This is a genomic window from Devosia sp., assembly GCF_048261455.1.
In the GTDB taxonomy this organism is placed as follows: Bacteria; Pseudomonadota; Alphaproteobacteria; order Rhizobiales; family Devosiaceae; genus Devosia_A.
Window position 1 is genome coordinate 118,901 of record NZ_JBLXGA010000002.1, and the last position, 24,819, is coordinate 143,719.

At 65.4% G+C, this 24,819-nt stretch carries 29 protein-coding genes and 1 tRNA gene; 17 read left to right on the forward strand and 13 right to left on the reverse strand.

Annotation, left to right across the window (positions count from 1 at the left end; genetic code table 11):
- Positions 1 to 20: 20 nt before the first annotated feature.
- The 4 genes from ACN0TK_RS02555 to ACN0TK_RS02570 form a co-directional block, all read right to left on the reverse strand.
- Positions 21 to 97, reverse strand: a tRNA-Arg gene (locus ACN0TK_RS02555).
- 191 nt (positions 98 to 288) lie between these two features.
- Positions 289 to 513, reverse strand: a complete 225-nt coding sequence (locus ACN0TK_RS02560) for a hypothetical protein (protein WP_417307875.1) — start codon at positions 511 to 513, stop codon at positions 289 to 291.
- Between the two features lie 93 nt (positions 514 to 606).
- Positions 607 to 1,302 carry a pseudouridine synthase gene (locus ACN0TK_RS02565; protein ID WP_417307876.1) on the reverse strand — a complete coding sequence of 232 codons (696 nt, stop codon included), beginning with the start codon at positions 1,300 to 1,302 and terminating at the stop codon, positions 607 to 609.
- A gap of 150 nt (positions 1,303 to 1,452) precedes the next feature.
- The gene (locus ACN0TK_RS02570; RefSeq protein WP_417307877.1) at positions 1,453 to 2,184 is read right to left on the reverse strand and encodes a hypothetical protein; all 732 of its coding nucleotides are present in this window, start codon (positions 2,182 to 2,184) and stop codon (positions 1,453 to 1,455) included.
- Between the two features lie 409 nt (positions 2,185 to 2,593).
- Between ACN0TK_RS02570 and ACN0TK_RS02575 the strand changes: the two genes are divergently transcribed.
- A complete protein-coding gene (locus tag ACN0TK_RS02575; protein ID WP_417307878.1) occupies positions 2,594 to 3,703 on the forward strand; it encodes a Gfo/Idh/MocA family protein in 1,110 nt (369 codons plus the stop codon).
- 80 nt (positions 3,704 to 3,783) lie between these two features.
- On the opposite strand, the gene pckA is transcribed toward ACN0TK_RS02575, so the two are convergent.
- A complete protein-coding gene (pckA, locus tag ACN0TK_RS02580) occupies positions 3,784 to 5,346 on the reverse strand; it encodes a phosphoenolpyruvate carboxykinase (ATP) (protein WP_417307879.1) in 1,563 nt (520 codons plus the stop codon).
- A 242-nt stretch (positions 5,347 to 5,588) separates the two neighbouring features.
- Here pckA and ACN0TK_RS02585 point away from each other — a divergent pair, with 242 nt between their 5' ends.
- The 8 genes from ACN0TK_RS02585 (at position 5,589) to ahcY (ending at position 12,100) form a co-directional block, all read left to right on the forward strand.
- Positions 5,589 to 6,305 (forward strand): response regulator transcription factor, encoded by a 717-nt coding sequence (locus ACN0TK_RS02585; protein ID WP_417307880.1) that lies wholly within the window; start codon positions 5,589 to 5,591, stop codon positions 6,303 to 6,305.
- Positions 6,306 to 6,315: 10 nt separating this feature from the next.
- On the forward strand, positions 6,316 to 8,106 hold the full coding sequence (locus tag ACN0TK_RS02590) for a stimulus-sensing domain-containing protein (RefSeq protein WP_417307881.1): 1,791 nt from the start codon (positions 6,316 to 6,318) through the stop codon (positions 8,104 to 8,106).
- The gene (locus ACN0TK_RS02595; RefSeq protein ID WP_417307882.1) at positions 8,103 to 8,588 is read left to right on the forward strand and encodes an HPr kinase/phosphorylase; all 486 of its coding nucleotides are present in this window, start codon (positions 8,103 to 8,105) and stop codon (positions 8,586 to 8,588) included. The genes ACN0TK_RS02590 and ACN0TK_RS02595 overlap by 4 nt, the downstream gene beginning before the upstream one ends.
- 83 nt (positions 8,589 to 8,671) lie before the next feature.
- Positions 8,672 to 9,070 carry a PTS sugar transporter subunit IIA gene (locus ACN0TK_RS02600; RefSeq protein WP_417307883.1) on the forward strand — a complete coding sequence of 133 codons (399 nt, stop codon included), beginning with the start codon at positions 8,672 to 8,674 and terminating at the stop codon, positions 9,068 to 9,070.
- Positions 9,071 to 9,126: 56 nt separating this feature from the next.
- The gene (locus ACN0TK_RS02605; RefSeq protein ID WP_417307884.1) at positions 9,127 to 9,441 is read left to right on the forward strand and encodes an HPr family phosphocarrier protein; all 315 of its coding nucleotides are present in this window, start codon (positions 9,127 to 9,129) and stop codon (positions 9,439 to 9,441) included.
- Positions 9,438 to 10,043 (forward strand): GrpB family protein, encoded by a 606-nt coding sequence (locus ACN0TK_RS02610; RefSeq protein WP_417307885.1) that lies wholly within the window; start codon positions 9,438 to 9,440, stop codon positions 10,041 to 10,043. Before ACN0TK_RS02605 ends, ACN0TK_RS02610 begins: the two co-directional genes overlap by 4 nt.
- A gap of 28 nt (positions 10,044 to 10,071) precedes the next feature.
- Entirely contained in the window at positions 10,072 to 10,611 is a 540-nt protein-coding gene (locus ACN0TK_RS02615; protein ID WP_417307886.1) for a DUF2937 family protein, read from the forward strand.
- A gap of 91 nt (positions 10,612 to 10,702) precedes the next feature.
- Entirely contained in the window at positions 10,703 to 12,100 is a 1,398-nt protein-coding gene (ahcY, locus tag ACN0TK_RS02620; RefSeq protein WP_417307887.1) for an adenosylhomocysteinase, read from the forward strand.
- A gap of 71 nt (positions 12,101 to 12,171) precedes the next feature.
- Here ahcY and ACN0TK_RS02625 read toward each other — a convergent pair whose 3' ends face one another.
- Together ACN0TK_RS02625 and ACN0TK_RS02630 are read right to left on the reverse strand one after the other, a co-directional pair.
- Positions 12,172 to 12,615, reverse strand: a complete 444-nt coding sequence (locus ACN0TK_RS02625) for an SRPBCC domain-containing protein (RefSeq protein ID WP_417307888.1) — start codon at positions 12,613 to 12,615, stop codon at positions 12,172 to 12,174.
- The gene (locus ACN0TK_RS02630) at positions 12,605 to 12,943 is read right to left on the reverse strand and encodes an ArsR/SmtB family transcription factor (RefSeq protein WP_417307889.1); all 339 of its coding nucleotides are present in this window, start codon (positions 12,941 to 12,943) and stop codon (positions 12,605 to 12,607) included. The genes ACN0TK_RS02625 and ACN0TK_RS02630 overlap by 11 nt, the downstream gene beginning before the upstream one ends.
- A gap of 150 nt (positions 12,944 to 13,093) precedes the next feature.
- Between ACN0TK_RS02630 and sppA the strand changes: the two genes are divergently transcribed.
- The 5 genes from sppA (at position 13,094) to trpB (ending at position 16,732) form a co-directional block, all read left to right on the forward strand.
- Positions 13,094 to 14,035, forward strand: a complete 942-nt coding sequence (gene sppA, locus ACN0TK_RS02635; RefSeq protein ID WP_417307890.1) for a signal peptide peptidase SppA — start codon at positions 13,094 to 13,096, stop codon at positions 14,033 to 14,035.
- 38 nt (positions 14,036 to 14,073) lie between these two features.
- Positions 14,074 to 14,358 (forward strand): integration host factor subunit beta, encoded by a 285-nt coding sequence (locus ACN0TK_RS02640; protein WP_417307891.1) that lies wholly within the window; start codon positions 14,074 to 14,076, stop codon positions 14,356 to 14,358.
- Positions 14,359 to 14,375: 17 nt separating this feature from the next.
- Positions 14,376 to 14,729, forward strand: a complete 354-nt coding sequence (locus tag ACN0TK_RS02645) for a lipopolysaccharide assembly protein LapA domain-containing protein (protein ID WP_417307892.1) — start codon at positions 14,376 to 14,378, stop codon at positions 14,727 to 14,729.
- Between the two features lie 9 nt (positions 14,730 to 14,738).
- Positions 14,739 to 15,389, forward strand: a complete 651-nt coding sequence (locus tag ACN0TK_RS02650) for a phosphoribosylanthranilate isomerase (RefSeq protein WP_417307893.1) — start codon at positions 14,739 to 14,741, stop codon at positions 15,387 to 15,389.
- Between the two features lie 104 nt (positions 15,390 to 15,493).
- Entirely contained in the window at positions 15,494 to 16,732 is a 1,239-nt protein-coding gene (gene trpB, locus ACN0TK_RS02655; protein WP_417307894.1) for a tryptophan synthase subunit beta, read from the forward strand.
- Positions 16,733 to 16,747: 15 nt separating this feature from the next.
- Here the strand turns inward: trpB and ACN0TK_RS02660 are convergent, their stop codons facing one another.
- The 4 genes from ACN0TK_RS02660 to ACN0TK_RS02675 all read right to left on the reverse strand — a co-directional run bounded on the left by ACN0TK_RS02660 (position 16,748) and on the right by ACN0TK_RS02675 (position 19,079).
- The gene (locus ACN0TK_RS02660; RefSeq protein WP_417308134.1) at positions 16,748 to 17,785 is read right to left on the reverse strand and encodes an aldo/keto reductase; all 1,038 of its coding nucleotides are present in this window, start codon (positions 17,783 to 17,785) and stop codon (positions 16,748 to 16,750) included.
- Positions 17,785 to 18,135, reverse strand: coding sequence for a TIGR04076 family protein (locus tag ACN0TK_RS02665; protein ID WP_417307895.1), 351 nt, complete (start codon positions 18,133 to 18,135; stop codon positions 17,785 to 17,787). Before ACN0TK_RS02665 ends, ACN0TK_RS02660 begins: the two co-directional genes overlap by 1 nt.
- A gap of 116 nt (positions 18,136 to 18,251) precedes the next feature.
- Positions 18,252 to 18,620, reverse strand: coding sequence for a nuclear transport factor 2 family protein (locus ACN0TK_RS02670; protein WP_417307896.1), 369 nt, complete (start codon positions 18,618 to 18,620; stop codon positions 18,252 to 18,254).
- A 45-nt stretch (positions 18,621 to 18,665) separates the two neighbouring features.
- Positions 18,666 to 19,079 (reverse strand): lysozyme inhibitor LprI family protein, encoded by a 414-nt coding sequence (locus ACN0TK_RS02675; RefSeq protein ID WP_417307897.1) that lies wholly within the window; start codon positions 19,077 to 19,079, stop codon positions 18,666 to 18,668.
- Between the two features lie 132 nt (positions 19,080 to 19,211).
- On the opposite strand from ACN0TK_RS02675, the gene trpA reads away from it, so the two are divergent.
- From trpA to ACN0TK_RS02690, 3 genes are all read left to right on the forward strand, one after another.
- Entirely contained in the window at positions 19,212 to 20,042 is an 831-nt protein-coding gene (trpA, locus tag ACN0TK_RS02680; protein ID WP_417307898.1) for a tryptophan synthase subunit alpha, read from the forward strand.
- 133 nt (positions 20,043 to 20,175) lie between these two features.
- Positions 20,176 to 21,129: an acetyl-CoA carboxylase, carboxyltransferase subunit beta gene (gene accD / locus ACN0TK_RS02685; RefSeq protein ID WP_417307899.1), complete on the forward strand. Its 954-nt coding sequence runs from the start codon at positions 20,176 to 20,178 to the stop codon at positions 21,127 to 21,129.
- 77 nt (positions 21,130 to 21,206) lie between these two features.
- Positions 21,207 to 22,526, forward strand: a complete 1,320-nt coding sequence (locus ACN0TK_RS02690; protein ID WP_417307900.1) for a bifunctional folylpolyglutamate synthase/dihydrofolate synthase — start codon at positions 21,207 to 21,209, stop codon at positions 22,524 to 22,526.
- Between the two features lie 64 nt (positions 22,527 to 22,590).
- Here the strand turns inward: ACN0TK_RS02690 and dhaL are convergent, their stop codons facing one another.
- Complete coding sequence (dhaL, locus tag ACN0TK_RS02695) at positions 22,591 to 24,288, reverse strand: dihydroxyacetone kinase subunit DhaL (RefSeq protein ID WP_417307901.1); 1,698 nt, start codon at positions 24,286 to 24,288, stop codon at positions 22,591 to 22,593.
- A gap of 170 nt (positions 24,289 to 24,458) precedes the next feature.
- Positions 24,459 to 24,782, reverse strand: a complete 324-nt coding sequence (gene trxA, locus ACN0TK_RS02700) for a thioredoxin (protein WP_417307902.1) — start codon at positions 24,780 to 24,782, stop codon at positions 24,459 to 24,461.
- Between the last annotated feature and the right edge of the window lie 37 nt (positions 24,783 to 24,819).

Sequence of the window (24,819 nt, forward strand, 5' to 3'; positions counted from 1 at the left end):
ACCGATCTCAAGGGAAAACTTGGCGCACCCGACAGGATTCGAACCTGTGGCCTCTGCCTTCGGAGGGCAGCGCTCTATCCAGCTGAGCTACGGGTGCGGCGGCGAAAAGCCATATGCGATTGGGGGCTGCGGTGCAAGCGGGTGTTGCGGCGCGGCGCCATTGTGACGGCATTGCTGCACAATTGCCATCAGCCGGCCATCGCGATGAACCGCTGCTGAACATCACTCAGGCGGTTTTGAGCGCAGATGAAGGGAGCCCAAGCGCAGAAATCGTCCGCAGCCCGACGCTCAGGCTGCGTGCGACCAGAGCCGGTCGAGTTCGCCCAGCAGTTCGAACGTATGTTCGTTGGCTTCGGCGATATCGTCGTCGCTGGGCAGGTCGGGGCCACCGGCCGCATGGACCTCGGCAAAGATGGAGGCCACGCCCGCTTCGAGATCATCGGGGCGTTGCGGGCCGATGAGTACGGCGGCATTGGTGGTCGGGGCGTCGGACGGCACGTGATCGAGGGTCATAACGTCACTCTCCCATCAGGGTCGAAACGTTAAACATTGCGCGGACGGTTGCCGATTTGTGGGCGCCGTCGTGACCATTTCATGTCATCGCGTTCAGAAAGGCGCGGGCACCACGTAGTGTACCCAGTGGCCCTGCGGATGGTTGAAAGCGAGCTCTTCGGCGTGCAGCTGCAGCCGGTCGGCGGCGGCCAGCGCATCGCCGGTGGCGTAAAAACTGTCGCCGACGATCGGGTGGCCGATGGCGCGGAGGTGCACGCGCAGCTGGTGGGTGCGGCCGGTGTGCGGGAAGAGCCTGAGCCGGGTGATGCCGCCCGGTTCGCGCGCCTCGACGCGCCAGCCGGTGCGGCTTTGGCGGCCGCGCTCGTAGTCGACGCGCTGGCGCGGCTTGTTCTCCCAGTCGGTGGCGAGCGGCAGATCGATCTCGCCCTCTTCGCCTGCCACCTCGCCCCAGACGCGGGCGACATAGGTCTTTTGGGCGCGGCGCTGCTCGAACTCCTGGCCGACATGGCCGAGGGCCTTCTTGTTGAGCGCCATCACCAGAATGCCGGAGGTGTCCTTGTCGAGCCGGTGACAGACGGCGGCCGTGGGGAATCGGGCGCGGGCGCGCGCCTCGAGACAATCGGCCAGCGCCGGATCCTTGCCGGGCACGGTGAGGAGGCCCGAGGGCTTGTCGAGCACGACCAGGTCGTCATCGGCCACGACCACGGTGAGCCAGGGCTCGGTGGGCGGCTGATAATCGAAGCTCATTGGCAGGGGATGGAGCGGCTCGAGATTGATGGCGGGGGTCATGCGCGGCGGCTTAGCAGGTTTGCCGCAGGCGGGGAACTTGCGAAGAGCGAAGCGCACTCGCCATCCCGGATATTCCTAGACGGCTGGAAGGGAGTAGCGTCGATGACAAGTATCACCCTGAGTGCGGCTTAATTGGCGAGGGCACGACACTCAGAGGATATCATTTCGACAGCCATACTTTTCCAGGCTCCATTTTGCGCTATTTGATTTCAAGTTGAAATATTCACAGACGCCCGTTTCATGACTAATTTTTACCCCAACCAATGGAGTCACGGATCCGAAAATGAAGGTGAACATGGATAGTATCGACTTCGCGAACGACGGACCGATCCTCACCGTTGCGAAGATTTCATGCTCTTGCCAAAGGTACGAATTTGACTTTACGCAGAACTCCGAATTGTAGAGCCAGAAACCCAGCGGCAGGCAAATACTGTCCTGAGTTTGCGATGCATGATATTCTTCAACAAGCGATTCATCGGTCGGCACCAGGGTCACAACCGGTTTGCATGCCGCCCTAACTTGTCGCTCACAAGTAGCGGACGCCTCCGAAAATCTTGCGCGACCCTGCTCTTGCCCTAACGCTGAAACTACAAATACCTTTTCGATTTTCGTAAATGTCGAATATACAGGGCAGTCGAAGCATTCTCCTCCAATCTTATCGTATAAAAAGCTGGCAGCCAGCAGTCCTCTGACTACCCCAGCATCAGTAGTAAGTCGTTCTTCCATTGAATGAACGAGTCGGCGCTCGATCTCCGGAACCACGTAGATTGACCGATACGCTATCTCAAAAACAAAAATCGACAAAATCAACAAGGAGATAATAATAAATCTAAAAACTAACTTTCTAGCTCTTCTTGAGTTTTCAATATCATGATCAATCAATATTCACCTCCCGCGTTCCGTGTAAGCGAGCTCATATAGCGCATATTTACTCGACCGCCTGTCATCCTATTGCATTTACTTCCGCAATAATTATACACGATACCACGGAATATTTACGCCTATGTCTTTTCGGAGTTATACGCCGCCGCGAAACTTGACGCGCCCTGGTACTTGGCCTTCATCTACCTTTACCTTGCCGATCTCTCTCAAGTCTATCCAAGTCCTACTCACGCTCTCTGTTTCCTCACCCACGCCGGCGACCCTGTTGCCCCACGATACTGGTGGCCTAAGCGACGCATTCTGATGTGCGTACCTCTGGAAATTCGGCGCGATTGCGCAGATGATGGGGCGTGGATTCAGGGCGGCCCGTTCGGGCACAAGCTCCAGCACAGCAGTTTGGGAGGATTTCATGGGCGCGAGCGATCGCATGGGCGTCGGCATCATCGGATGCGGCAATATCTCGACGCAGTATCTGAAGGCGATGGCCGATTTTCCGGTGCTCGAAATCGTCGGTATCGCCGACATGCGGCCCGAGGTGGCTGAGAAGAAGGCCGAGGAGTTCGGGCTCACCGCGATGTCGGTCGACGAGCTGCTGGCGAGCGACAAGGTGCAGATCGTCGTCAACCTGACGATTCCGCGCGCGCATGTCGAGGTCGGGTTGCGGGCGCTGGCGGCGGGCAAGCACGTCTATGGCGAAAAGCCGCTGGGGATCAGTTTCGCCGAGGGCAAGCAATTGCTCGATGCGGCGGACAAGGCCGGGCTCAGGATCGGCTCGGCGCCGGACACGTTCCTCGGCGGCTCGCACCAGCATGCGCGGGCGCTGCTCGACAGCGGCGAGGTCGGCACGATCGTCGGCGGCACGGCCTTCATGGGCGCGCCGGGGCATGAGCGCTGGCACCCCGATCCGGCGTTCTACTACGATATCGGCGGCGGGCCGGTGCTCGACATGGGGCCCTATTACGTCACCGACCTGATCAACCTGCTGGGCCCGGTGAAGCGGGTGATGGCGATGAGCGCCATGCCGCATACGCGCCGCGAGATCCTGTCGGAGCCTAAGAAGGGCGAGATGATGGATGTGAAGGTGGCAACGCATGTGGCGGGGCTGCTGGAATTCGTCTCGGGCGCGATCATTCAGATGACGATGAGCTTTGACGTGCCGGCGCATATGCATGTGCCCTACGAGCTCTACGGCACGAAAAAGAGCCTCTTGGTGCCCGACCCGAACATGTTCGGCGGCGACGTGAAGACCAAGCCGGCGGGCGCGGAAGAGTGGACGGTGGCGACGCATGCCGAGCCCTATGCCGATGCGAACTATCGCTCGCTGGGCGTCGCCGATATGGCGGCGGCGATAATCGAGGGCCGGCCGCACCGCGCCTCGGGTGCCCTGGCGCTGCATGCGCTCGAGGTGATGGAAGCGCTAGAGACCGCCAGCACGGAAAGCCGCCCGGTGGAGATCACCACCCCGGTGGAACGCCCTGCCCCGCTGAGCGAGTCGCTGCGGGATGGAAAGCTGGCGTAGCAGCGGGCCACGGCCTCGCCCTTCGACAGGCTCAGGGTGAGGCCGCCTAGTGATCCCCGGTTCGCAGGTGGGGCCCTGCCCTATTCTGCGGCCATGGGCAGGGGGGTCTCGAACTTTTCGTAGTTCTTCTGGAAGAGCTGCTGCAGCTTTTTGGCGGCGGCGTCGTAGGCGGATTTGTCGGCCCAGTTCTGGCGCGGATCGAGCAGTTCGGGGGCGACACCGGTGACGGCGACGGGGACCTGCATGTCGAACAGCGGCTCGGTGCGGGTGTCGCCGGCCGCCAGTTCGCCCGACAGGGCGGCGTTGAGCAGGCGGCGGGTGGTCTTGATGTCGATGCGCTTGCCGGTACCATAGCCGCCGCCGGTCCAGCCGGTGTTGAGCAGGTAGACGCGGGCGCCCGAGGCCTCGAGGCGCTGCTTCAAGAGGTCGCCATAGACGGTCGGGTGCAGCGGCATGAAGGGGGCGCCGAAGCAGGCCGAGAAGGTGGCGACCGGCTCGGTGACGCCGCGTTCGGTGCCGGCAACCTTGGCGGTGTAGCCCGACAGGAAATGGTAGGCCGCCTGCTCTGGGCTGAGCAGGGAAATGGGCGGCAGGACACCGAAGGCGTCGGCCGTGAGAAAGACGACGGTTTTCGGGGTGCCGCCGACGCCGCCCGGGGCGATGGCGGGCAGCGCCTCGATGGGATAGGCGGCGCGGGTGTTTTCTGTCAGCGAAGTGTCGTCGTAGAGCGGGTTGAGCGCGTCATCGAGCTTGAGGTTTTCGAGCACGGTGCCGAACCTGCGGGTCGCGGCGTGGATTTCGGGCTCGGCGGCGGCACTGAGCTTGACCGTCTTGGCATAACAGCCGCCTTCGAGATTGAAGACGCCAGCGTCGGTCCAGCCATGCTCGTCGTCGCCGATCAGGGGACGCGCCGGATCGTTGGAGAGCGTGGTCTTGCCGGTGCCCGACAGGCCGAAGAACAGCGCGACATCGCCGTCGGCGCCGGTATTGGCCGAACAGTGCATGGGGAGCGTACCGGCCTTCGGCGCGTGATAGTTGAACAGCGAGAAGACCGATTTCTTGATCTCGCCGGCATAGAAAGTGCCGCCGATGAGGACGATCCGGCGAGCCATGTCGAGCGCGATGACCGTGCCGGTGCGGGTGCCGTGGCGGGCCGGATCGGCGGTGAAGCCAGGCAGATGCAGGATGGTGACGTCGGTCTCGTCGTCGGCGAAGGGTGCGTCGGGCCGGATCAGCAGGTGGCGGATGAACAGCGCATGCCAGGGGCTTTCCGTCACCACGGCAACGTTCCACTGCGCCTGCGGGTCGGCGCCGGCCAGCAGGTGCTGGGCGTGCAACGGACGGTCCGCCGCAGCCGCCAGCATGTCCTCAAGCAGCGTATCGAACTGCTCGGGCGTCATGGCACTGGCATTGTCCCACCAGACGGTGCCGGCGGTCTCGGCGTCGCGAACGATGAACTTGTCCTTGACCGAGCGGCCGGTGAATTCGCCGGTGGTGACCGCCAGCGCCCCATCGGCGGTGAGGCGGCCCTGCCCTTCGGCCAGCGCCCTCGTGACGAGGACCGGCGGCAATTCATCCCAGGAGATCGACATCGCCGCTGCGGTGATCCTGGCCTGCAGCCGGGCGTGCAAATCTTTTGTCATGGCGCGGTCCGTTCCGTTGACATGCCGCCGTAGCGGGCGGTTTCGCGCCAGAAATTACGGCTGGCTGGTGGCCCGGCCCATCCCGAAATCGGTCTTACGACGGAAGTCTCAGCGCGTGCAGGCCGCACAGAGCGGTGGCAATGCGGGTGCGCGCGCCTTATTTATGCGCAATTGTGGCCGTCAATAGCCGCCACAATTCGGGTACGAGGTGATTTGCCTCCCGAAAACGGAAAGGGAATTTGATGCCCAAGATCGCTTTGGTGGATGACGACCGCAATATTCTGACCTCTGTTTCGCTGACGCTGGAGGCGGAGGGCTATCAGGTCGCCACATATACCGATGGCGCCTCGGGGCTCGAGGGTCTGACCGCCGACCGGCCGGACCTCGCCATTCTGGATATCAAGATGCCGCGCATGGACGGCATGGAGCTGCTGCGCCGGCTGCGCCAGAAATCGGACGTGCCGGTGATCTTCCTCACCTCCAAGGACGAGGAAATCGACGAGCTGTTCGGGCTGAAGATGGGCGCCGACGATTTCATCACCAAGCCGTTCAGCCAGCGGCTGCTGGTGGAGCGGGTGAAATCGGTGCTGCGCCGCGCGGCGCCGCGCGACCCGGCCAGCGCGGGCACGGCCAATGGCGAGGCGCCGACCGGCAAGGCGCTGATCGAGCGCGGCTTGCTGGTGATGGACGAAGAGCGCCACACCTGCACATGGTCGGGCCAGCGCGTGACGCTGACGGTGACCGAATTCCTGATCCTGCAGGCGCTGGCGCTGCGGCCGGGCGTCGTGAAGAGCCGCAATGCGCTGATGGACGCGGCCTATGACGACCAGGTCTATGTCGACGACCGCACGATCGACAGCCACATCAAGCGGCTGCGCAAGAAGTTCAAGGCCGTGGACGACGACTTCGAAATGATCGAGACGCTCTACGGCGTCGGTTATCGCTTCAAGGAACAGTGAGGGGGTCGGCTTGGCCGCCACCGGAGACGAGCGCCCGGCCGAGGGCGCGGAGCCACGGCGGCCGGGCCTGCTGGCCAGGCTGAACCAGTCTGCGGGCCGGCTCGGCGAAGCGGTGCTGCGCTGGCTCAAGCATGCGCAGCGCGTATTGGCGCGCACGATCTTTTCGACGCTCACCAGCCGCATCGTGGTGCTTAACCTGGCCGGCCTCGCCGTGCTGGTGGTGGGCATACTCTATCTCAACCAGTGGCGCACCGGGTTGATCGAGGCGCGGGTGCAGAGCCTGCGCGTGCAGGGCGAGATCATCGCCGCGGCGATTGCCGCTTCGGCGACGGTCGACAGCGACGTGATCACCGTCAACCCGGACCGGCTGCTGGAGCTGCAGGGCACGGGCTCGATCTCGCCGCTGAGCTTTTTCGACCCGGAGCTGGAATTTCCGATCAACCCCGAACGGGTGGCGCCGCTGCTCGGCAACCTCGTGACGCCGACGCGGACGCGGGCCCGGATCTATGACCAGCAGGGGCTGCTGATCCTCGACAGCGCGAACCTATATGCGCGCGGCGATGTGCTGCGCAAAATCCCCAAGCCCGCGACGGACGACCGGTTCTTCCTGTTCGAGTGGTGGGATGCGCTGACCGGCTGGCTGCCGGGCGACGATTATCCGCTGTACCAGGAATATGGGGCCGACGAGGGCACGCGCTATCCCGAGGTGGCGGCGGCGCTGGCCGGCTCGGCGACGGCAATCGTGCGCGTCGATGCGCAGAACCAGCTGGTGGTGTCGGTTGCGGTGCCGGTGCAGCGGGTGCGCGGCAGCGTCGGTGTGCTGCTGCTGTCGACGCAGCCGGGCGATATCGACGCGATCGCGGCTGCGGAGCGCTGGGGCGTGCTGCGGATTGCCTTGGCGGCGGCAACGGTGACGATCCTGCTGTCGCTCCTCCTCGCGGGGACGATTGCCGGGCCGCTGCGGCGGCTGGCGGGTGCGGCGGAGACGGTGCAATCGGCAATCACCAGCCGGGCAGAAATCCCGGATTTTTCGAACCGCACCGACGAGGTCGGTCATCTGTCGAAGGCGCTGCGCTCGATGACCGAGGCGCTTTATGCGCGGATCGAAGCGATCGAGCGGTTCGCCGCCGATGTGGCGCATGAATTGAAGAACCCGCTGACGTCGCTGCGCAGCGCGGTGGAAACCCTGCCGCGGGCGAAGCGGGCCGAAGACCGGGCGCGGCTCAATGCGATCATCCAGCACGACGTGCGGCGGCTCGACCGGCTGATCTCGGATATTTCCAACGCCAGCCGGCTCGATGCGGAGCTGGCGCGGCAGAGCGCGGAACGCGTCGATATCGGCAAGCTGGCCGAGGCGATGGTGTCGGTGCAGGCCGATGTCGCAGCCAAGCGCAAAGTCAACGTGGTGCTGGAGCAGCCTGACAGCCGGGCGGCGATCGTTCTGGGCCACGACAGCCGGCTGGCGCAGGTGATCAACAACCTGATCGACAATGCGGTGTCGTTTTCGCCGGAGAACGGCACGGTGAGGGTGCGCGTGGCGCCAGCGGACGATCGGATCTCGATCGTCGTCACCGACGAGGGCCCGGGCATTCGCGGCGAAACGGACCGGATTTTCCAGCGCTTTTACACCGACCGGCCCGAGGGCGAGAGTTTCGGCGACCATTCAGGTTTGGGCTTAGCCATCTCCAAACAGATCATCGAAGCCCATGGGGGTACAATCCGCGCCGAAAACCGGACGGATCGCAGCGGGGCACAGTTCACAGTGCTGCTGCGCCGGGCACCCGTGGAGCGGCGCAAATGAGCGAGACGAGCAATATCCACGGCACCGGACTGGTGCTGGGCAAGCATGGGCTGCTGCTGCGCGGCCACCCGGGCGCCGGCAAATCGGTGATCACCCTGGCGCTGCTCGATGCCTGGACCGATCGCGGGTTGCCGGCCAAGCTGGTCTCCGACGACCGGGTCGATATTTCGGTGCGCAACAAGGCGGTTTGGATGCATGCGCCGGACCGGATTGCCGGGCTGATCGAATTGCGTGGGCGCGGAATCGTTACCCGGCCGCATGTGAAATCGGCGCGGCTGCATCTCGTCATCGATCTGGTCGACAGGCTGGAACGCATGGTGGAAGAGGACGAACTCGAGACCGAACTGGCCGGAATACGCCTGCCGCGGTGCCCGGTGCCCAAGGCGGGCGTGAGCGATGGACTGCATCAATTGATGCTGATCCGCGAGGCCATTCGGGCCCTGCCGCCGGTCCGCGGTGGGACGCGACAAAAAACCACTTGAAACACTTAGGCCACGGGGCAAGACTTCAACCCGTCCGCCGCGTCGCCTCCGACGCTCAGGTACCTGCAGGTTGAGGAATGCATATGATCGGCATGGTCCTGGTGACGCATGGAGCGCTCGCCACCGAATTCAAACTGGCGCTCGAGCATGTGGTGGGACCGCAGACCGGCATCGAGACGGTGGCCATCGGCCCCGACGACGACATGGAAGCGCGGCGCAATGACATTCTGAGCTGCGTCGATGCGGCCGACAGCGGCGCCGGCGTGGTGATCCTCACCGACATGTTCGGCGGCACGCCCTCCAATCTGGCGATCTCGGTAATGCAGAACCGCGAGGTCGAGGTGATCGCCGGGGTGAACCTGCCCATGTTGGTGAAGCTGGCGCGGGTGCGCAAGGACATGGATATCAAGGCCGCGGTGAAGGAAGCCGCCGAGGCGGGCCGCAAATATATCAATGTCGCCAGTGAGACGCTGGGCGGCTGAGCGCGCCGAGCGGTTACCGGCTGGCGCGTGCGGGGATTTTGCGGCATTATTGAGCAATGGACAGTGCGGCAGGTTCAGACAGGGCGCTTGCGCAGCAATTGACGATCGTCAATCGCAAGGGCCTGCACGCGCGCGCGTCGGCGCGGTTCGTGCGGACGGCGGAACTGTTCGATGCCCAGATCAAGGTGGTGCGTGACGGCCAGTCGGTGGAAGGCAATTCCATCATGGGCCTGATGATGCTGGGCGCCGGCCCGGGCTCGACCATTCTCGTACAGGCGACCGGCAAGCAGGCGCGCGAAGCGCTGGAAGCGATCACCACGCTGGTCAACAATGGTTTCGACGAGGACAGTGACGGGCTGGCCGCCGGATGAGCGATGAGCCCATCGTGCTCCATGATGCCGATGGGGCCTGGCCGATGGATTTCGCGCGCGAGCGCGAGCTGATCGCGCCGCTGTTTCCCATTGCCCCCAGATTGATCGAACACATGGGGTCGACCGCGATCCCCGGCCTCAGGGCGAAGCCGGTCATCGACATCGTCGTGCTGATGGACGCACTGGACGATGCGCGGCCGGCGATCGCCGGGCTCGAGGCCAGCGGCTACAGCTGGTGGCGGGACAATCCGGACACGAGCAAGCTCTATCTGGTGAAGGGCCTGCCCCCTGCCCCGCGTCGCACACATCACCTGCATATCTATGCCGACGCGGACGAGGTGCGGCGGCACCTGGTGTTCCGCGATTACCTGAGGACGCACGCCGACGCCAGGGACGCCTATCAGCGGCTCAAGGAAGAGCTGGCGGAACGCTATCGCGACGACCGCGCGGCCTATTCGACGCTGAAGACCGGTTTTGTCGACGAGATCGTCGCCCTTGCGGGCGGGCCGGCGCGCGCCGGTACGGACCGCCATCGCGACGCCCATGTGCAGCAGGCGGGCAACCACAGTGCTGCGCCTATCGTTGCGACGTCAGGCGCGTGAGGCGCGCCGGGAAGCTTCGAGAGGTGTGATGCGCAGGATCCTGTCGGCCTTCGGTGGACTGATACTGGCGGTGCTGCTCAGCCAGTTCCCCGAATATGCGCAGCAATATACCCAGCGCCTCGGCGGCGCGGTGGACGAGTTGCGCGTCTTGATCGCCGAATTCGACACGGCGGCCAGCGAAGCCGGGTTGAGCCGACAGCAGGCGCTGGCGCGCTACACCGAAACCAATGACAGCTTCATTGTGGGGCGTGGGCAATCGATGACCCGCACCTTCGCGCGCTATGAGCAGCTGAGCGAGGTGCTGGCGGAGCTGCGCGGCAGCTCTGGCTGGGAGCGCTTTCAGCAGCTGCCACGCTATCTCGATACCGAGATCGGCCGCCGCACGATGGAGAACTTCCAGCCCGGGGTGCCCGTGACGCTGGAGGGCCTGGCCTATGCTGGCGCCGGCTTCCTTGGCGGCTATCTCATTGTTTCTGCACTGGTAACGCTGGTGCTACTGCCGTTTCGAGCGTTCTGGCGGCGGCGCCGGGAACGGCGCTATGCGCCCGATCCCTCAGCTTCGGTGTAAGGGGATATAAAGCTTCCTTTATATCCCAGTTGATCGTCGCAGTCCGCTCCCGTATAAGGCGGTCAATTCCAGCTGACACGGAGACGGGCCGATGGCCAACAACACCGATTATGTGGTGAGCGATATCGGCCTTGCGGATTATGGTCGCCTCGAGATCGGCATGGCCGAGATCGAAATGCCGGGCCTGATGGCCATCCGCGAGGAATATGCCGCAGCGCAGCCGCTCAAGGGCGCGCGCATTGCCGGCTCGCTGCACATGACGATCCAGACCGCAGTGCTGATCGAGACGCTGGTCTCGCTGGGCGCCGAAGTGCGCTGGGTGAGCTGCAACATCTTTTCGACCCAGGACCATGCGGCGGCGGCCATTGCCGCAGCCGGTATCCCGGTGTTCGCCAAGAAGGGCGAGAGCCTCGAGGAATACTGGCAGTATACCGACCGGATGATGGACTGGCCGGGTTCGACCCCGAACATGATCCTCGACGATGGCGGCGATGCCACGATGCTGGTGCTGATCGGCGCCAAGGCCGAGAGCGATCCGTCGGTGCTCGACAATCCGGGCAATGAGGAAGAGGAAATCCTCTTCGCGACGATCAAGAAGCGTCTCGCCACGCACCCGAATTTTTATTCGCGCATTCGCGACGCCATCAAGGGCGTGAGCGAGGAGACGACCACGGGTGTGATGCGGCTTTATCAGCTGCAGCAGAAGGGCGAACTGCCCTTCCCCGCAATCAACGTCAACGACAGCGTGACCAAGTCGAAGTTCGACAACAAATATGGCACCCGCGAGAGCCTGGTCGACGCGATCCGTCGCGGCACCGACGTGATGATGGCCGGCAAGGTGGCGATCGTTTGCGGTTACGGCGACGTGGGCAAGGGCTCGGCGCAGTCGCTGCGCGGCGCCGGTGCGCGCGTGCTGGTGACCGAGATCGACCCGATCTGCGCGCTGCAGGCGGCGATGGACGGCTTTGAAGTTGTGACGCTGGACGAGGCCGCCCCGCGCGCCGACATCATCGTCACCGCGACGGGCAACAAGGACATCGTGACCGTCGACCACGTCCGGAAGTTCAAGGACATGGCGATCGTGTGCAACATCGGGCACTTCGACAACGAGATCGAAGTCGCCGGTCTGCGCAACTTCAAGTGGACCAACGTCAAGCCGCAGGTCGACATCATCGAGCAGCCGAGCGGCAGCCGCATTGTGCTGCTGAGCGAAGGCCGGCTGGTGAACCTGGGCAATGCCACGGGCCACCCGAGCTTCGTGATGAGCGCCAGCTTCGCCAACCAGACGCTGGCCCAGATCGAGCTGTTCACCAATGGCGACAAGATGGAAAAGGCCGTGCACGTCTTGCCCAAGCACCTCGACGAGAAGGTCGCCGAATTGCACCTGGCCAAGCTCGGCGCCAAGCTGAGCACGCTGACCAAGTCGCAGGCCGATTACATCGGCGTGCCGGTGGACGGCCCGTTCAAGCCCGAGCAGTACCGCTACTAAGCGGTACCGCCTCTTTTGCATTCTGCGCCGCCGCTCCCTACAGGGACCGGCGGCGTTTTCATGTGCGGCTTTCAGCTCGCTTTTTCGAGATAGCTGCCGAGGTTGTCGAGCAGGGCCTGCCAGCCGTGCCGGCGTCCGGCGACGCCGTCGCTGGGCGGCATGATCCACATCTGTTCGATCTGCCGCAGCCGGGTGCCGGCCTCGACATCCTCGAACAGAACGGTGACCAGCGACACGGTGTGGACGCGGCCGTTCATGGCCATCGAGTAGGCGTAGACGATGCGCTCGCGATCGGAGATCTCGAAATAGGCCGTTTCGTTGACGTGTTCCCCCATCTTGTCGCTGAAGACACCGCGGTCGCGGCCACCGACCCGGAAATCGAACTGCTCCAGCCCATCACCGAACCAGGCCTTCTTGCGCTCGAGCACCGCCCAGGCGGCCCAAACCGTGTCGCGCGGATGTGGATAGACCTTCTCGATGGTGAAACTGTCGCTGGTCTGTGAGTCAGGTGTCATCGTTTTCCTCCGTAGCGAGATAATCTCCAAGCCGGTCGAGCTGCGCTGCGACGCGGCGGCGATTCCAGCCGATCCACTCGTCGAGGCGGCTCAGCGCCTCTGGCCGCAGCTGCACGGTGCGGACCCGCCCCTTTTTTACCGAGGTCACGACGCCCGCCCCTTCGAGCACCCTGAGGTGCTTGAGGAAGGAAGGCGCGGCCATGGCGAAAGGGGCAGAGAGCTCCGAGACCGAAGCGGCGCCGCGGGACAAACGCTCGACGACCGCGAGGCGGGTGGGGTCGGACAGGGCGCCGAAGACGGCGGGCAGATCAGCTTGATAGGTATCCATATGGCTATCTTTAATGCGCGAGTGGCGCCACGTCAAGACAGGTAGCCCTTCGGCTAACTATCGTGCGCTGGGCTGCTGGTCACGCCGTCTTGCTTTTGACGGGCCCTGAGGCTACCGACGAGGGGAACTGAGGCGGCACGAGGCCCTGCTATGAGCGACATTTCGCGCGACCCGGCGCAGATGATTCCGGCCAATGCCAAGCTGAGGCGGTCGGGCCGGCGCTGGCGAGTGCTGTTTTTCCTGGCGCTGGCGATTGCCGTTCTGGCGCTGGTCGGGCGCTTTGCGATGACCCCGAGCGGCATCGGCGACCGGATTGCGCGGGTTTCGATTGTCGGCACGATCCTTACCAGTCCGCAGCGCGCGCAGATCCTGCAGGACCTGGCGGAAGACGATGCGGTCAAGGCGGTGATCATCGCGATCAACTCGCCGGGCGGCACGACGGCGGGCGGCGAGGAACTCTATGAGGGGCTGGCCAAGCTGCGGGAAGCCAAGCCCGTTGTCTCCGTGGTGAGCGAACTCGGTGCCTCGGCCGCCTATATGACGGCGATTTCGACCGACCGGATCTTTGCGCGGCGGCTCTCCATCGTCGGCTCGATCGGCGTGCTGTTCCAGCATGTCGACGCCGGCAAGCTGCTCGACACGATCGGCGTCGACCTCGACAAGGTGGCGACCGGACCGCTGAAAGCCGAGCCCGACCTCGACGAACCGCTGACCGGCGCGCCCCGGGTGGCGCTGCAATCGCTGGTCGACGATTCGTTCGCATGGTTTGTCGATATCGTCGCCGAGCGGCGCGGGCTGACACGGCCGGAAACGCTGGAGCTTTCCGACGGGCGGATCTTTACCGGGCGGCAAGCGCTGGCGGTGAAGCTGATCGACGATTTCGGCGGCGAGCCTGAGGCCGTGGCCTGGCTCGAAAGCGACCGCGAGGTCGAGGCCGACCTGCCGATCGTGGATTACTATCCCCTGCCCGAGCGCGGCTGGTGGGCCAGCGACTGGCTGGGCCGGGCGGCGCGGCAGGCAATCGGGCTCGATGGCAGCGGACCGATCGCGCTTGACGGGCTGGTCTCGCTTTGGCAGGCTGGTACGCTATAGATGAACCGCGATATCGCAGGAGGCACCAGAGGGGCGGCATGATCAAGTCCGAGCTCGTACAAAAGCTGGCCGACGAAAATCCGCATCTTTTTCAGCGTGATATCGAAAATATCGTCAACGCCATCCTCGACCAGGTAGGCGATGCCATGTCGAATGGCGACCGGGTGGAACTGCGCGGCTTCGGGGCGTTCTCCGTGAAGAACCGTCCGGCCCGTGTCGGCCGCAATCCGCGCACCGGCGAGACCGTCGCCGTCGGCGAAAAATATGTGCCCCAGTTCAAGGCCGGCAAAGAGATCCGCGAACGGATCAACCAGGCCGACTGATTTCAGGCGAACGTTTCATGTTCAAACGCATTGTTGGCTGGGTCGTCTTGGTACCGCTGAGTGTGGTGCTGATCGTGTTCGCACTTGCCAACCGCCAGCTGGTGGTGGTGAATTTCAATCCCTTCGCATCGCCCGATGCGCTGGCAACGCCCGGCGTGGGCGTGCCGCTGTTTCTGGTGATCTTCGGCGTGCTGCTGCTCGGCGTGGTGCTGGGCGGAACGGCGACATGGTTCGCCCAGAGCCCGCACCGCCGCGACGAACGGCATTACCGGCGCGAAACGCAGCGCCTGCACAGTGAACTCGAGACCGCCCGCCGGTCTCCGGGCAATCCCGCCCTACTCGAGGCGGAAGACCTCGCTCACACCAGCTGACACAGCGCTATGGCCGACCCCCTCGTCGTCAAGATCTGCGGAATAAAGACCCCTGAAATCCTCGATGTGGCAATCGATGCCGGCGCCGACATGGTTGGCTTCATGCATTTTGCCCGCAGCCCGCGGCATGTCGATCTCGACACGCTGCAAGAGCTGATTTCGGTGGCGCGCGGCCGCATCGAAACCTGCGTCGTGCTGGTGAACCCCGACAATTCGACGGTGATGGAAATCGCGGCGCTGAGCCCCGACTGGATCCAGCTGCACGGCCCCGAAACCCCGCACCGGGTGGAAACCATCCGCGATGCGGCCGGGATTGCGGTTATGAAGGCGATCCCGATCGGCTCGGCCAGCGACGTGGCGCATGTCGCGGATTTCGCCGAGGTGGCCGACCGGGTTCTGCTCGACGCCAAGGCACCGAAGGGCGCGGACCGGCCGGGGGGGCTCGGCGAGCCGTTCGACTGGAGCCTGCTGTCCGGCCTCGACCCGGAGCTGCCCTATTTGCTGTCGGGCGGGCTGACGCAGCTGACGGTGAAGGGTGCGCTCGCGACCATCACGCCGCGGCCGATGGGGGTCGACGTGAGTTCCGGCGTGGAATCGGCGCCCGGGGTCAAGGACGCCGGCAAGATCCGCGCCGTCATTTCGGCGGTCCGCGCCAGCTGACGACGACGTTTCCAATTTTGTGATCGGCTTGCCCTTGGTCGGGCAGGCGTTATAACGGGCGCGTCGCGCGGGACTGGATCCGGGCGGGTGCGGGGAGACGATCGATGGACGCTATTCTGGCCAATTCGCTGCGCAACGGCCCCGACGAGGACGGCCGGTTCGGGATTTTCGGCGGGCGCTATGTCGCCGAGACGCTGATGCCGCTGATCCTCGACCTCGAAAAGGCCTATCGCGCCGCCGATGCCGACCCCGAATTCCAGGCCGAGCTGAAATATCTCGGTGAGCATTATACCGGCCGCCCATCGCCGATCTATTTCGCCGAGCGGCTGACCGAGCACCTGGGCGGCGCCAAGGTCTATTTCAAGCGCGAAGAGCTGAACCACACCGGCAGCCACAAGCTGAACAATTGCGTGGGCCAGATCCTTCTGGCGCAGCGCATGGGCAAGAAGCGGATCATCGCCGAGACCGGCGCCGGCCAGCATGGCGTGGCGACGGCGACGGTGTGCGCGCGGTTCGGCCTGCCCTGCGTGATCTTCATGGGCGCCACCGATGTCGAGCGGCAATGGCCGAATGTGTTGCGCATGAAGATGCTGGGCGCCGAAGTACGGCCGGTGACGGCTGGCGCCGGCACGCTGAAGGACGCGATGAACGAGGCGCTGCGCGACTGGGTGACCAATGTCGACACGACGTACTACCTGATCGGCACCGCGGCGGGCCCACACCCCTATCCCGAGATGGTGCGGAATTTCCAAAAGGTCATCGGCGAAGAGATCAAGGCGCAGATGCAGGAGGCCGAGGGCGGCCTGCCGGACGCCGTGGTCGCCTGCGTCGGCGGCGGCTCGAACGCCATCGGCACGTTCTACGCCTTCCTCGATGATCCGAGCGTCAAGCTCTATGGCGCGGAGGCCGGCGGGCACGGGATCGACGAGGAGAACGGGCACGCGTCATCGATGACCGGCGGGCGCCCGGGCGTGCTGCATGGCAACCGCACCTATCTGTTGCAGGACAAGGACGGGCAGATCATCGAGGGCCACTCGATTTCGGCGGGGCTGGATTATCCCGGCGTCGGACCGGAGCACTCCTATCTGCACGATACTAATCGCGTCACCTATCAGCCGATCACCGACAACGAGGCGCTCGAGGCGTTCCAGCTGTGCACGCGGCTCGAAGGCATCATCCCGGCGCTCGAAAGCGCGCATGGGCTGGCGCAGGTGATGAAGATCGCCCCGACGATGGGCAAGGACGAAACGATCGTGCTGTGCCTGTCGGGCCGCGGCGACAAGGATGTCGAAAGCGTCGGGCGCCATCTGGGCATCAAGATGAAGGACGAGCCGACCAACTAGGCCGGCGCCTTCGCTCTAGGCAGCGGGTTTGCCCAGTTCGTATTTCATGATCCGGCCGTGCGGGCCGGTGCGGTCGCGTTCGAGGGCGTAGACTTCGCCCGGCGGGCCCTGGCGTTGAGCCAGCACGGCGTCGATCTCGGCCATGTCTTCTCGGCTCAGTTGCAGCTCGGCGATGCGCTGGTTGGCGGGCAGGTGCGCCCGGTTGGTGGCGCCGACGATGACGGCGGCGACGGCGGTGCGCCCGAGCATGGCGGCCGAGGCGATGGTGGCGATATCGGTGCCACGGCGCGCCGCGACGCGGGCCAGGGTTTCGAGCAGGGTCTGGAACAGTTCCCAACCGCCGAATTCGTCGATGATCAGCCGGTATTTGGTGAGCGAGCGGTTGGTCAGCGTTTCGAGGGCCGGTGCCTCGCGGCCCAGCCAGCGCTCCGACAGGAAGCCGCCGGCCACCGTGCCATAGCAGAGCAGCGAGATGCCGTGTTCCTGGCAGAAGGCGACCATCGCGGTTTCGGGCCGCGCGTCGAGCAGGGAATATTGCACCTGGATGGTCTTCACCGGCACGCCGGCCGCGACCAGCTCAGCAAGATGCGGGGTGTCGAAATTGGTGAGGCCGATGTGGCGGATCTTGCCCGCCTCACGCAGGCGCGTCAGCTGCAGCGCCGCTTCGACATAGCCGGGCGTCTCGTAGTCCCACCAGTGGAACTGGACGAGATCGAGCCGCTCGACACCGAGCCGCGCGCAGGACCGATCGATACGGGCGTCGATGGCGGCGGGAGCAAGGGTCGCGAGCTCCGACAGATCGGGAACGAACTTGGTGTGGACCTGCAGGTTCTGCGCAAGCTGCGGCTCGGCAGCGCGGAAGCGGCCGATCAGCTCCTCGACGCCGGTATAGATATCGGCGCAATCGAAGGTGGTGATGCCGGCCGCGACGAAGGCGGCCATGTCGGCGACGGCGGCGGCAGGGTCGACCTCGCCATGGCCACCGGCCAAGTGCCAGCCGCCCTTGATGACGCGGGAGATGTCGTAGCCTTCGGCGATGGTGGCGCGCGGGATCATGGTCGTTTCACTGCTGTGGTCTCGGAATGGCGGAAGCTGCGCTTGCCGGTGCGGGTGATGCGGAAGCGGGTGGTACAGTTCGGATCGGGACAGGCAACCTCGGCGTCGCTGGTCATCCAGTCATTGGGATGGAGCGCGCGCTGCTTGGCGGGGAGCAGCGGCAGCAGCGCCGCCAGCGAATAGATGGAAAAGCCCTGGCCCGGCGGCAGGGTCAGCATTTCGCCGTGCAACTCGAAGAAGTCACCGGGCTTCGCGCCGCAGTGGATGGCGCCACCGGGGGGCGCGACGACCTCGACCCTGAGGTCATAGAGCTCGAAGCGGTCGTCATCCTTCGTCTCGTCCTGCATGGGTCTGCTCCGCTTCCAACCACCACGATCATTGGGGATAGGATGATATCGTTGCGCAATCAATGATCTGGACCGCCGGGGCGGTCCACTCAGTTCTTGCGGTGCGTCCGGGTGGATCAGTCGAGCGGGCGGGAGAGCACCTCCATCAGCGCGATCCGGCCATCGGCAAGCTCGACGTAGGCCATGGCCTCTTCGGCCTCGGCAGTGCCATCGACCACGGCGTCGACGCGATACTTCACGAACATGGCGTTGCCCTCAGTGAGGCAGCGGAGCAGCGGCAGGGTGACGGTGGCGCTCTGGGCGGCGGTACGGATCGCTTCGAAATGGCGGGCGATCTCGGCCGGGCCGGAGGCGCGGGGCTGTCCGTTGACGATCAGACGGGCGTCGTCGGCAAAATGGGTGACAAAGCCCTCAGCGGTGAAGCCGGTGCCGGCGAAGGCGCCGTTCCAGTACACGAACATGCGGCTAACCGGATCCGGGGCCATGGGCCTACTCTTTCACTGAGCCGAATGTGGACGGCGCCAGTTCCACTACTCGAAATCGGCCCAGGACGAGCCGGCCTCGAGCTGCTCGGTACGGGCATTGAGCAGGCGCAGGTTGCAGAAGAGCTCGCGGGGGTCGGCGTCGCGTGGGGCGAGCGCGGCGTGGTAGGCGCAGCTGGCGACGCGCCAGTCGGTCCAGGCCGCCTGCGAAGCGAAAAGGGCATCGGCAGCGGCTTCGTCGAGCGTTCTCGCGGCTTCAGCGATACGGGCTTCGAGCGCATTGCCGCGGGTGGCGATTTCCGCCTCGATGCAGGCAGCGAGATCCTTGTCGATGGTACCGAACTGGGCAACGCAGGTGTCGACCATGGTCGTGAATTCGGCGCGGTCCGTCTCGACGTCAGCGGCAAGGGCGGGTGTGGCGACAACGGCGAGTGCCAGCGCGGCAATGACGGTTTTCAGCATGAATTGTCTCCTCTTTCCCGCTTTGTAGCGCCACAGGCACGATTGGCAAGCCGGCGGGTGCCGCAGGCGTTGACATGCCGGACGCCACCCTCCTAAACGAAACGGCCCTTTTCTCGCATTCCGGATGCCCGCATGACGTCCCGCATTGCCGCCCGCTTTTCCGCCTGCGCTGCCGAGAACCGGCCGGCCCTCGTGACCTTCGTGATGGCGGGCGACCCCGACCCGGTGGCGAGCCAGGCCATCCTCGACGCGCTGCCCGGCGCGGGCGCCGATGTGATCGAACTGGGCATGCCGTTTTCGGACCCGATGGCCGATGGCCCGGTGATCCAATTGGCCGGCCAGCGCGCCCTGGCCAACGGACAGACGCTCGACAAGACGCTGGGCATGGTGTCGGCGTTCCGCAAAAGTGACGATGCAACGCCGATCGTTCTGATGGGCTATTACAACCCGATCTACAGCTATGGCGTCGACGCGTTTCTCGACGCGGCGCTCGATGCCGGGGTCGACGGGCTGATCATCGTCGACCTGCCGCCCGAGGAAGACAGCGAGCTGTGCCTGCCGGCGCTGGACAAGGGCCTCAACTTCATTCGCCTGACGACGCCGACGACCGATGATCGCCGGCTGCCGGCGGTGCTGAAGAACACATCAGGCTTTGTCTACTATGTGTCGATGACCGGGATCACTGGCGCGGCGATCAAGAGCCTGTCGGCCGTGGGCGAGGCGGTGACTCGGATCAAGGGACATACGGACCTGCCCGTGGCGGTGGGCTTCGGCATCAAGACCGCCGAGGACGCCGAGCTGATCGGCCGCGATGCGGATGGCGTCGTCGTGGGCAGTGCGCTGTGCCAGGCGGTGGCGAGTTCGCTCGACGACAACAAGGCCACCGAGCGGACCGTGCCGGCGCTGACCGGACTGGTCAAGGAACTGGCCGCCGGCGTGCGGCGGGCGCGCAGTGCCGCCTGAAGCGGTGCGCAAGCGCGGCCCGGCGCTTAACCACGCGGGCAGAAGCTGATAACAATCGCCACAATCACCACTTAGGGGCTGAGCCCGTCGCGTGATGCGCGCACGGAACAGCATCAGCAGTAGGCCAAGGCAGATGAACTGGATCAATAACGTCGTCCGTCCCCGGATCCGCTCCTTCCTCAAGCCGAAGGATACCGGCTCGGAGAACCTGTGGATCAAGGACCCCGAGTCCGGCGAGATGGTGTTCTACCGCGATCTCGAAGCGAACATGTGGGTGGTTCCCAATTCGAACTACCACATGAAAATGAAGGCTACGGACCGGCTGGCGAGCTTTTTCGATGGTGGCCATTACACCAAGGTCGCCGTACCCGCCGTGGCGCAGGACCCGCTGAAATTTCGCGACTCGCAGAAATATACCGACCGGCTGAAAGCGCAGCGCCAGAAGACCGGCACCGAGGATTCGGTGACCGTGGCGACGGGCAAGCTGTTTGGCCAAGAGATCACTGCGGGCGTTCAGGATTTCGACTTCATGGGCGGCTCGCTCGGCATGGCGGCCGGTTCGGCGATCGTCACGGGGCTGGAGACGGCGGCCAAGAACAAGACGCCCTTCGTGCTGTTCGTCGCCTCGGGCGGCGCGCGCATGCAGGAAGGCATCCTGTCGCTGATGCAGCTGCCGCGGACCACGGTGGCCGTGCTGCGGCTGCGCGAGGCCGGCCTGCCGTTCATCGTGGTGCTGACCAATCCGACGACCGGCGGCGTGACCGCCAGCTATGCGATGCTGGGCGACATCCATCTGGCCGAGCCGGGCGCGCTGATCGGCTTTGCCGGCGCGCGGGTGATCGAACAGACGATTCGCGAAAAGCTGCCCAAGGGCTTCCAGCGCTCGGAATATCTCTACGACCACGGCATGGTGGACATGGTGGTGCACCGGCATGACCTGCGTTCGACCATCGGGTCGCTGTGCGGCCTTTTGACCAAATTGCCCGAACGGCCGGAACTGGCCAAGGGCGCACCGGCCCGGCCCGCCGCGCCCAAGCCGGTCGATACCGAGGCACCTAACGCTCCCGAGGCTGCGCACGCCGAATAGGCGCGCCGGCCACCACCTCTTACGGAGGGTGCCGGCAAGCGGCTGCGACAGCCGCGCCCTCCGGTGCCAGAAGCGCCGTGCTGCTGTTCGAGAACCTGACACCCGTGTCCCGTACCGACGCCATTTTGAAGCGGCTGCTGGCGCTGCACCCCAAGCTGATCGACCTCAAGCTCGACCGCGAGCTGCGGCTGCTCGAAAAGCTCGGCAATCCGCAGGAGCGCCTGCCGCCGGTGATCCATATCGCCGGGACCAATGGCAAGGGCTCGACGCTGGCCTATCTGCGCGCCTTTCTGGAGGCGGGCGGGCAGCGCGTGCACATGATGACCTCACCGCATCTGGTGCGCTTCAACGAGCGCATCCGGCTGGCCGGCAAGCTGGTCTCGACACGGCGGCTGAACGCGGCGCTGGAAGCCTGCGAGGAAGCCAATGGCGGCGAGCCGATCACCTTTTTCGAAATCACGACGGCGGCGGCGCTGAAGCTGTTCAGCGAGGTGAAGGCCGATTACCTGCTGCTCGAGACCGGCATGGGCGGGCGGTTCGACGCGTCCAACGTCGTCGACAAACCGCTGGGAACAATCATCGCCCCTGTCGACTATGACCACCAGAATTTCCTCGGGCATGAGCTGAGCAAGATCGCCTGGGAAAAGGCCGGGATCATGAAGCGTGGCGCCAAGGCGGTGTTCGCGCGCCAGCATGAGGAGAGCCGCGCGGTGCTGATGCGCGAAGCGGCGCGGCTGGGGATCACGCCGATGATCCAGGGCGAGGATTTCGACGGGCGGGCCGAGGATGGCCGGCTGGTCTATCAGGACGAGAGCGGCTTGCTGGACCTGCCACCGCCGGCGCTGGCGGGGCCGCACCAGTTCGACAATGCGGCGCTGGCGATCGCGGCAGCGCGGCATTTCGGCCTGCCGGTGAGCGAGGCGCAGATTGCCGAGGGGCTGCGCCAGGTGAAGTGGCCGGCGCGGCTGCAGCCGCTGCACGGCACGCTGGAGACGCTGCTGCCGGCCGGCTCGGAACTGTGGCTCGACGGCAGCCACAATGCGCATGGCGCGACCGCGCTGGCCGAGGCGATGAAGCAGATGCAGGCGCGCCGGCCGATGCCGCTGAAGCTGATCATGGGGCTGATGAACACGCGGCAGCCGGCCGATGTGCTGGCGCCCTTCGCCGGGCTGGCCGACGAGGTCTTCGGGCTGACGATCCCGGGCGAACCCAATGCGCACAAGGCGGAGACGATCGTCGCCGATGCCCGGAAGGCCGGTTTTGCGGCGCGCGACGGGCAGTCGATCGTCAACGCACTGGCGATGGCGGCAGAAGGTCCGCCGAGCCGCGTGGTGTTCTGCGGCTCGCTCTATCTGGGCGGGCATGTGCTGCACCAGAACGGCACCCCGCCGACCTGAGGCAAAGGGCGGCCTGAGGCGCGCCCTGCTCCACCCAGCGCCCCGTCCCGGAACGCGCGGCGAACTATGCCTCGTCGGGTCCCGTGTTGGCCGCGTCGAGCCACATGGCGACGGCGACGGCACCCGGATCGGGGAAGCCGAGGGCGCGATCGCCGATATAGCTCGAGCGGCCGCGGCGCGGCTTCATCTGGGCCGTGGCCTCGGCGCCAGCACGCGCGGCATTGGCGGCGACGGCAATGAGGGCGGCGAGGTCGCCCGAAGCGCTTTCGAGGGCTTCGGCCGCGGGGGCCAGAGCGTCGACCATGGTGCGATCACCGGGGGCCGCGCCACCGAGGCTGATGATCGACTGGGTGCCGGCGCCAAAGCCGCGGCGGAAAGCATCGGCATCGGCGGCGCCGGATTGCAGCTGGCGGGCCGCGGCGATGACGAAGGCGGAATAAAGCGGGCCGGAGGTGCCGCCGATCGCCTTGCGCAGCACCAGCCCCATATCGCGCAGCACCGCATCGAGCGGCTTGCCGCGCCACTCGTCGGTGCGGTCGATCACGGCGCGGGCGCCGGCGGCCAGCGAATGGCCGATATCGCCGTCGCCGACATGGCGGTCCATTTCGGTGAGCGTGGGCTCGGCGGCGATGATGGCACGGCAAGCGAAGGTCAGGGTTTCGATGAAACCGTCGGGCGCGGCAGGGCCGGCGCCGCTCAGGTCCGCGGCTGCGCTGGCCGCAACAGGCAGGGTGGTGACGGCTTCGGGCAGCGGGCCACCCTGCCCCGGCCAGGCCGGTGCATCGGTAGGCGCGTCGAGCGCCGCCAGCAGGTCCGCATCGACCGTCAGCAGGCTCAGCGAGACGCCGGCCATGTCGATGGCGCTCAGGAAGGTGCCGCACCAGGCGCGGGCCGGGGTAATGCCGCGGGCGCGCAGGTTGGCCAGGGCGTCGCGGGCGACGATGGTCATTTCCATCGGCGGGGTGGCGCCGAGATTGTTGACCAGCAGCGCCACCGACTGGCCTTCGGTGATTTTGCGGTCGGCAATAACGGTATCGAGCAGGGTCGAGACGACCTCATGCGCGGGCTGCAGCTTGACGCGCTTAACGCCGGCTTCGCCGTGAATGCCGAGGCCGAGTTCCATCTGGTAGTCGCCGAGGGTGAAATTGGGCTTTCCGGCGGCGGGAACGGTGCAGGGCGACAGGGCGACGCCCATGGTCGCCACGCGCGCGATGGCATCACGGGCCGCATCGGCCACCTCGGCCAGCGGCTTGCCGGCGGCGGCAGCGGCGCCCGCCAGCTTGTGAACCAGCACGGTGCCGGCGATGCCGCGGCGCCCGGCGGTTTCCTCGGCACTGCCCAGCGCCGCGTCATCGTCCACGACGACGAGTTCGCAGGGGATGCCCTCGGCGCGGGCCATTTCGACGGCGAGGCCGAAATTGAGCCGGTCGCCGGTGTAATTCTTGACGATGACGAGGATGCCCGCCGGCGTGCCGATGGCCTTGAGACCGGCATAGACCGCATCGGTGGACGGGGAGGCGAAGACGTCGCCGCTGACGGCGGCCGTCAGCATGCCCTCGCCGACATAGCCGGCATGGGCGGGTTCGTGCCCGGCGCCGCCGCCGGTGAGGATGGCGACCTTGCCCGAGGCGCGGAAGGCCTCGAGGTCGGCGCGCACTACCGTCAGTTCGCCCTCGAGCAGCGCCAGCTGCGGGTGGAGCGCCACGAGACCTTCGAGCTGCTCGCGGACGACGCTGTCGACGTCATTGATGAGTTTTTTCATGGGCGGCGTCCTCCACTACGACCGTCGGGCGCCCGCTGGATGAGGCGCTGCTGTTGGGTCAATCGATAGCGGCGATGCGGGTGGGAGGAAAGCCCCGCACCGCGTCTCTGCGTACGACGCCTCGCCCTTCGACAGGCTCAGGGTGAGGCGCGGTGGTGCGGCCGTCAGGTTTAGGCGGCGAATTGCTCCAGCCATTTGACCAGCTGAACGCGGGACTGGCCGGCGCCGACCTTCATGTCGACGGGCTCGCCGCCGTGGAACACCATGAGGGTGGGCATGGCACGGACGTTATAGCGTGTGACGGTGCCGAGGTTCTCCTCGGCGTTGAGCTTGACGATCTTCACCGTGCCGGCGAGCTCGTCGGACAGCTGATCGAGGATCGGGTCCATCGCCTTGCATGGGCCGCACCACTCGGCCCAGAAATCCACCAGCACGGGTTCGGTCGCACCCAGAACCTCGGCGTCGAAGTTGGTGTCGTTCACATGGGTCGCCATAGCTGCCTCGATCGTTGATTCACGATGAAGGGTGTAG

Coding starts and splice junctions, on each gene's coding strand:
- ACN0TK_RS02560 (WP_417307875.1), bottom strand. CDS start 513: ATGACCCTCGATCACGTGCCGTCCGACGCCCCGACCACCAATGCCGCC.
- ACN0TK_RS02565 (WP_417307876.1), bottom strand. CDS start 1,302: ATGACCCCCGCCATCAATCTCGAGCCGCTCCATCCCCTGCCAATGAGC.
- ACN0TK_RS02575 (WP_417307878.1), top strand. CDS start 2,594: ATGGGCGCGAGCGATCGCATGGGCGTCGGCATCATCGGATGCGGCAAT.
- pckA (WP_417307879.1), bottom strand. CDS start 5,346: ATGACAAAAGATTTGCACGCCCGGCTGCAGGCCAGGATCACCGCAGCG.
- ACN0TK_RS02585 (WP_417307880.1), top strand. CDS start 5,589: ATGCCCAAGATCGCTTTGGTGGATGACGACCGCAATATTCTGACCTCT.
- ACN0TK_RS02595 (WP_417307882.1), top strand. CDS start 8,103: ATGAGCGAGACGAGCAATATCCACGGCACCGGACTGGTGCTGGGCAAG.
- ACN0TK_RS02600 (WP_417307883.1), top strand. CDS start 8,672: ATGATCGGCATGGTCCTGGTGACGCATGGAGCGCTCGCCACCGAATTC.
- ACN0TK_RS02605 (WP_417307884.1), top strand. CDS start 9,127: ATGGACAGTGCGGCAGGTTCAGACAGGGCGCTTGCGCAGCAATTGACG.
- ACN0TK_RS02610 (WP_417307885.1), top strand. CDS start 9,438: ATGAGCGATGAGCCCATCGTGCTCCATGATGCCGATGGGGCCTGGCCG.
- ACN0TK_RS02615 (WP_417307886.1), top strand. CDS start 10,072: ATGCGCAGGATCCTGTCGGCCTTCGGTGGACTGATACTGGCGGTGCTG.
- ahcY (WP_417307887.1), top strand. CDS start 10,703: ATGGCCAACAACACCGATTATGTGGTGAGCGATATCGGCCTTGCGGAT.
- ACN0TK_RS02625 (WP_417307888.1), bottom strand. CDS start 12,615: ATGACACCTGACTCACAGACCAGCGACAGTTTCACCATCGAGAAGGTC.
- ACN0TK_RS02630 (WP_417307889.1), bottom strand. CDS start 12,943: ATGGATACCTATCAAGCTGATCTGCCCGCCGTCTTCGGCGCCCTGTCC.
- sppA (WP_417307890.1), top strand. CDS start 13,094: ATGAGCGACATTTCGCGCGACCCGGCGCAGATGATTCCGGCCAATGCC.
- ACN0TK_RS02640 (WP_417307891.1), top strand. CDS start 14,074: ATGATCAAGTCCGAGCTCGTACAAAAGCTGGCCGACGAAAATCCGCAT.
- ACN0TK_RS02645 (WP_417307892.1), top strand. CDS start 14,376: ATGTTCAAACGCATTGTTGGCTGGGTCGTCTTGGTACCGCTGAGTGTG.
- ACN0TK_RS02650 (WP_417307893.1), top strand. CDS start 14,739: ATGGCCGACCCCCTCGTCGTCAAGATCTGCGGAATAAAGACCCCTGAA.
- trpB (WP_417307894.1), top strand. CDS start 15,494: ATGGACGCTATTCTGGCCAATTCGCTGCGCAACGGCCCCGACGAGGAC.
- ACN0TK_RS02665 (WP_417307895.1), bottom strand. CDS start 18,135: ATGCAGGACGAGACGAAGGATGACGACCGCTTCGAGCTCTATGACCTC.
- ACN0TK_RS02670 (WP_417307896.1), bottom strand. CDS start 18,620: ATGGCCCCGGATCCGGTTAGCCGCATGTTCGTGTACTGGAACGGCGCC.
- ACN0TK_RS02675 (WP_417307897.1), bottom strand. CDS start 19,079: ATGCTGAAAACCGTCATTGCCGCGCTGGCACTCGCCGTTGTCGCCACA.
- trpA (WP_417307898.1), top strand. CDS start 19,212: ATGACGTCCCGCATTGCCGCCCGCTTTTCCGCCTGCGCTGCCGAGAAC.
- accD (WP_417307899.1), top strand. CDS start 20,176: ATGAACTGGATCAATAACGTCGTCCGTCCCCGGATCCGCTCCTTCCTC.
- dhaL (WP_417307901.1), bottom strand. CDS start 24,288: ATGAAAAAACTCATCAATGACGTCGACAGCGTCGTCCGCGAGCAGCTC.
- trxA (WP_417307902.1), bottom strand. CDS start 24,782: ATGGCGACCCATGTGAACGACACCAACTTCGACGCCGAGGTTCTGGGT.